1 protein-coding gene is annotated in these 4800 nt (G+C 71.2%); it reads right to left on the reverse strand.

Annotated elements, in window-relative coordinates:
* A partial coding sequence (locus tag AB0E96_RS38265) for a condensation domain-containing protein (RefSeq protein WP_359831022.1) occupies window positions 1–4800 on the reverse strand: 4800 nt, incomplete at both ends.

A 4800-nucleotide genomic window follows, 5' to 3' on the forward strand; every position in this document is an offset into this window, starting at 1 on the left:
ACCACCCCACCCCGACACGATCAACTCACGCTCGCCACCCACCAACACATCCACCGAACCCACCACCTGCCCCGCATCCACCACCATCGCGGACAACACCCGCCGCAAACGCTCCGCGAGCAAGCCGACAGTGCCGTGGTCGAACAGATCGGTGGCGTAGTGGAGGACGCCGAGGATGCCCGCGGGCGCGTTGGCCGCGTCGCGGTTCTCGACGCAGGTGAGGTTGAGGTCGAACTTGACGGGCGGCGTCCCGAACGGCTCGGACTCCGCGGTGAGGCCCGGCAGCCGGAGGGCGCCCCCCTCGTTGTTCTGCAGGACCAGCATGACCTGGAACAGGGGGTGCACCGAGGCCGAGCGAACCGGGTTCAGCTCCTCCACCAACCGCTCGAACGGCACGTCCTGGTTCGAGAACGCCGCCAGATCCGCCTCCCGGACCCGACCCAGCAGCTCGTCGAACGTCGGCTCGCCCGACAGATCCGTCCGCAGGACCAGCGTGTTCACGAAGAACCCGACCAACTCGTCCAACGCCTCGTCCGTACGCCCGGCCACCACCGTGCCGATCGGGATGTCCGTGCCGGCGCCCATCTGCGACAGCAGCGCGGCCACCGCCGCGTGCAGCACCATGAACAGGGTGACGCCGTTCCGGCGCGCCAACGCGTCGAGTCCGGCGTGGAGTTCGGCGTCGAGGTGGAACTCCAGCAGTTCGCCGTCACCCGAAGCGGTGGCCGGGCGGGCCCGGTCCAGGGGCAGCGCGAGCTCCTGCGGGAGGTCCCGCAACACCTGCGACCAGTGAGCGAGTTGCTGGTCCATGACCTCATCGAGCTGGTGGTGCTGCCAGAGCGTGTAGTCCGCGTACTGGACCGCCAACGGCTTCCAGTCCGGTACGGCACCGGCCAGACGGGCCTGGTAGGCCGAGGCGACGCCCGACCAGAGCACGCCGGAGGACCAGCCGTCGCTCGCAATGTGGTGAAGGGTCAGCACCAGCACCGACTCGTCCTCGCCGATGGTGAACAGCACGACCCGCAGCGGGAGTTCGGCCGAGAGGTCGAAGACGGTGAAGGCCTCGGCCGAGATCCGCTCCGCCACCTCCTCGCCCGCGCACTCCACGACCGCGAACGGCACCCGGACCTCCCCGGCCGGGAGCACCACCTGCCGCGGCCGCCCGTCGACCGCCGGATAGACCGTCCGCAGCGCCTCGTGCCGACCCACCACGTCACCGATCGCCGCCCGCAACGCCTCGACGTCCACCGATCCGCGCAGGCGGAAGGCGAACGGACTGTTGTACGCCGCCGACGCCCCCTCCAACTGGTCCAGGAACCACAGCCGCTGCTGCGCGAAGGACAGCGGCAGCACCTCCGGCCGCTCACCCGCCACCAGGGCGGGCCGGGCCGGACGCCCCTCCTTCAGCTTCTCCAGCACCCCGGCGACGGTCGGGTTACGGAACAGGTCCCGGATACCGAGTTCGGCCTTCAACGTGGTACGGATGCGGCTGATCAACCGGGTCGCGAGGAGCGAATGCCCGCCCAGCGCGAAGAAGTTGTCCTCGACCCCCACCGAGGGCACCCCGAGGACCTCGGCGAAGAACGCGCAGAGGATCTCCTCCTGCGCCGTCCGAGGACCGCGGTTGCCCGGCGCCGCACCCTGCTCGTTCCACGGCTCGTCGGACCACGCCCGCTCGGCCCGGGAGAGGAAGTACCGTTCCTGCTCGGGAGAGTCGAACACCTCCCAGCCGGACACGGGAACCTCCGGGTCCGCGGCGGCCACCCCGAGCAACCGCACCAGCCGCTCCCCCAGCAGACCCGCGGTCCCCCGGTCGAACAGGTCGGTCGCGTACTGCAGCAGGACGGTGATGCCCGCGGGCCCGCCGGCGGCGTCGCGGTTCTCCACGCAGGTGAGGTTGAGGTCGAACTTGGCGGGCGGTGTCCCGAACGGCTCGGACTCCGCGGTGAGGCCCGGCAGCCGGAGAGTCCCCTCGTCGTTGTTCTGGAGAACCAGCATCACCTGGAACAGCGGATGCCGACCCAGCGAACGCACCGGGTTCAACTCCTCCACCAGCCGGTCGAACGGCAGGTCCTGGTGGGTGAAGGCCGCCAGGTCCGCCTCCCGGACCCGGCCCAGCAGCTCGGCGAAGGTCGGCTCGTCCGACACGTCCGTCCGCAGCACCAGCGTGTTCACGAAGAACCCGACCAGGTCGTCCAGCGCCTCGTCCGTCCGGCCGGCCACCACCGTCCCGATCGGGATGTCCGTCCCCGCACCCACCCGCGACAGCAGCGCGGCCACCGCCGCGTGCAGCACCATGAACAGGGTGACCCCGTGCCGGCGCGCCAACGCCTCCAACTCCGCGTGCACCCCGGCGTCCAGCCCGAACTCCAGGAACTCACCCTCGTGCGACGCGGCCTCCGGCCGGGGCCGGTCGAACGGCAGCGCAAGCTCCTGCGGCAGCTCGCCCAGCACGTCACGCCAGTACGTCAGCTGCTCGTCGAGGATCTCGCCGAGCTGGTGGTGCTGCCAGAGGGTGTAGTCCGCGTACTGGACCGCCAACGGCTCCCAGTCGGGCCGGAGCCCCGCGAGGCGGGCCCGGTAGGCCGAGGCGACGCCCTCCCAGAGCGGGCCGGAGGACCAGCCGTCGCTCGCGATGTGGTGCAGGGTCAGCACCAGCACCGACTCGTCCTCACCGAGCGTGAACAACACGACCCGCAGCGGGAGTTCGGAGGAGAGGTCGAAGGAGGCGTACGCCTCGGCCGAGATCTGCTCCGTGACCTCCGCCGCCGTGCACGGCTCGACCCTGAACGGGACCCGGACGTTCTCCGCCGGCAGGACCACCTGGCGGGGCTTGCCGTCGACGGCGGGATAGACCGTCCGCAGGGCCTCGTGCCGACCCACCACGTCACCGATCGCCGCCCGCAGCCCCTCGACGTCCACCGATCCGCGCAGGCGGAAGGCGAACGGGCTGTTGTACGTGGCAGCGCCTTCGAGCTGGTCCAGGAACCAGAGCCGCTGCTGGGCGAAGGACAGCGGCAGCACCTCCGGCCGCTCCCCCGCCACCAGGGCAGGCCGGGCCGGACGCCCCTCCTTCAGCTTCTCCAGCACCCCGGCGACGGTCGGGTTGCGGAACAGGTCCCGGATGCCGAGCTCCGCGTTGAGGGCGGTCCGGATGCGGCTGATCAACCGGGTCGCGAGGAGCGAATGCCCGCCCAGCGCGAAGAAGTTGTCCTCGACCCCCACCGAGGGCACCCCGAGGACCTCGGCGAAGAAGGCGCACAGAATCTCCTCCTGCGCCGTCCGGGGGCCACGACGTTCCACCGTCTCCTGGACCTGCTCGACGACCGCGGCCCGCGCCCGGTCGGACCGGGTCAGGAAGTACCGTTCCTGCTCGGGAGAGTCGAACACCTCCCAGCCGGACACGGGAACCTCCGGGTCCCCGGCGGCCGCCCCGAGCGAGCGCACCAGCCGCTCCGCCAGCATGCCCGCGGTGCGCTGATCGAACAGGTCGGTCGCGTACTGCAGGACCACCGTGATGCCGGCCGGCGCACCGGCGGCGTCACGGCTCTCGACGCAGGTGAGGTTGAGGTCGAACTTGGCCGGCGGCGTGCCGAACGACTCGGTCCCCACGGTGACGTCCGGAAGCTCCAGCGCGCCCTCGTCGTTGTTCTGCAGGACCAGCATCACCTGGAACAGCGGGTGCCGACCCAGCGAACGCACCGGGTTCAACTCCTCGACCAGCCGGTCGAACGGCAGGTCCTGGTGGGTGAAGGCCGCCAGGTCGGTGTCGCGGACCCGGCCCAGGAGCTCGGTGAAAGTCGGGGCGTCCGACAGGTCGGTACGCAGGACGAGCGTGTTGACGAAGAACCCGACCAGGTCGTCCAGCGCCTGGTCAGAACGCCCGGCCACCACCGTCCCGATCGGGATGTCCGTCCCCGCACCCACCCGCGACAGCAGGGCCGCCAGGGCCGCGTGCAGCACCATGAACAGGGTGACCCCGTGGCGACGCGCCAGCGCCTCCAACTCGGCATGCAGTTCGGCGTCCAGCCCGAACTCCAGCAGCTCACCCTCGTGCGAGGCCGCAGCCGGTCGGGGGCGGTCGAAGGGCAGGGCGAGCTCCTGCGGGGTCCCACTCAACGCCTCTGCCCAGTAGGTCAGTTGGCGGTCCATGGTCCCGCCGAGCCGATCGTGCTGCCAGAGCGCGTAGTCCGCGTACTGGACGGCCAACGGCTCCCAGTCGGGCCGGAGCCCCGCGAGGCGGGCCCGGTAGGCCGAGGCGACGCCCGACCAGAGCGGGCCGGAGGACCAGCCGTCGCTCGCGATGTGGTGCAGGGTCAGCACCAGCACCGACTCGTCCTCGCCGAGCGTGAACAACACGACCCGCAGCGGGAGTTCGGAGGAGAGGTCGAAGGAGGCGAAGGCCTCGGCCGAGATCCGCTCCGCCACGTCTTCTGCTGCGCACGGATCGACCGTGAACGGCACCTGGATACCCTCGGCCGGCAGAATCACCTGGCGGGGCTTGCCGTCCACCGCCGGATAGACCGTTCGCAGGGCCTCGTGCCGGCCCACCACGTCACCGATCGCCGCCCGCAACGCCTCGACGTCCACCGGCCCCCGCAGCCGGAACGCGTACGGGCTGTTGTACGTGGCAGCACCTTCGAGCTGGTCGAGGAACCAGAGCCGTTGCTGGGCGAAGGACAGCGGCAGCACCTCGGGCCGCTCGCCCGCCACCAGAGCGGGTCGGGCCGGGCGGCCGTCCTTCAGTCGCTCCGCGACACCGGCGACGGTCGGGGCGTCGAACAGGTCGCGGATGCCGAG

Source organism: Kitasatospora sp. NPDC036755 (assembly GCF_040636595.1).
Classification (GTDB): domain Bacteria; phylum Actinomycetota; class Actinomycetes; order Streptomycetales; family Streptomycetaceae; genus Kitasatospora.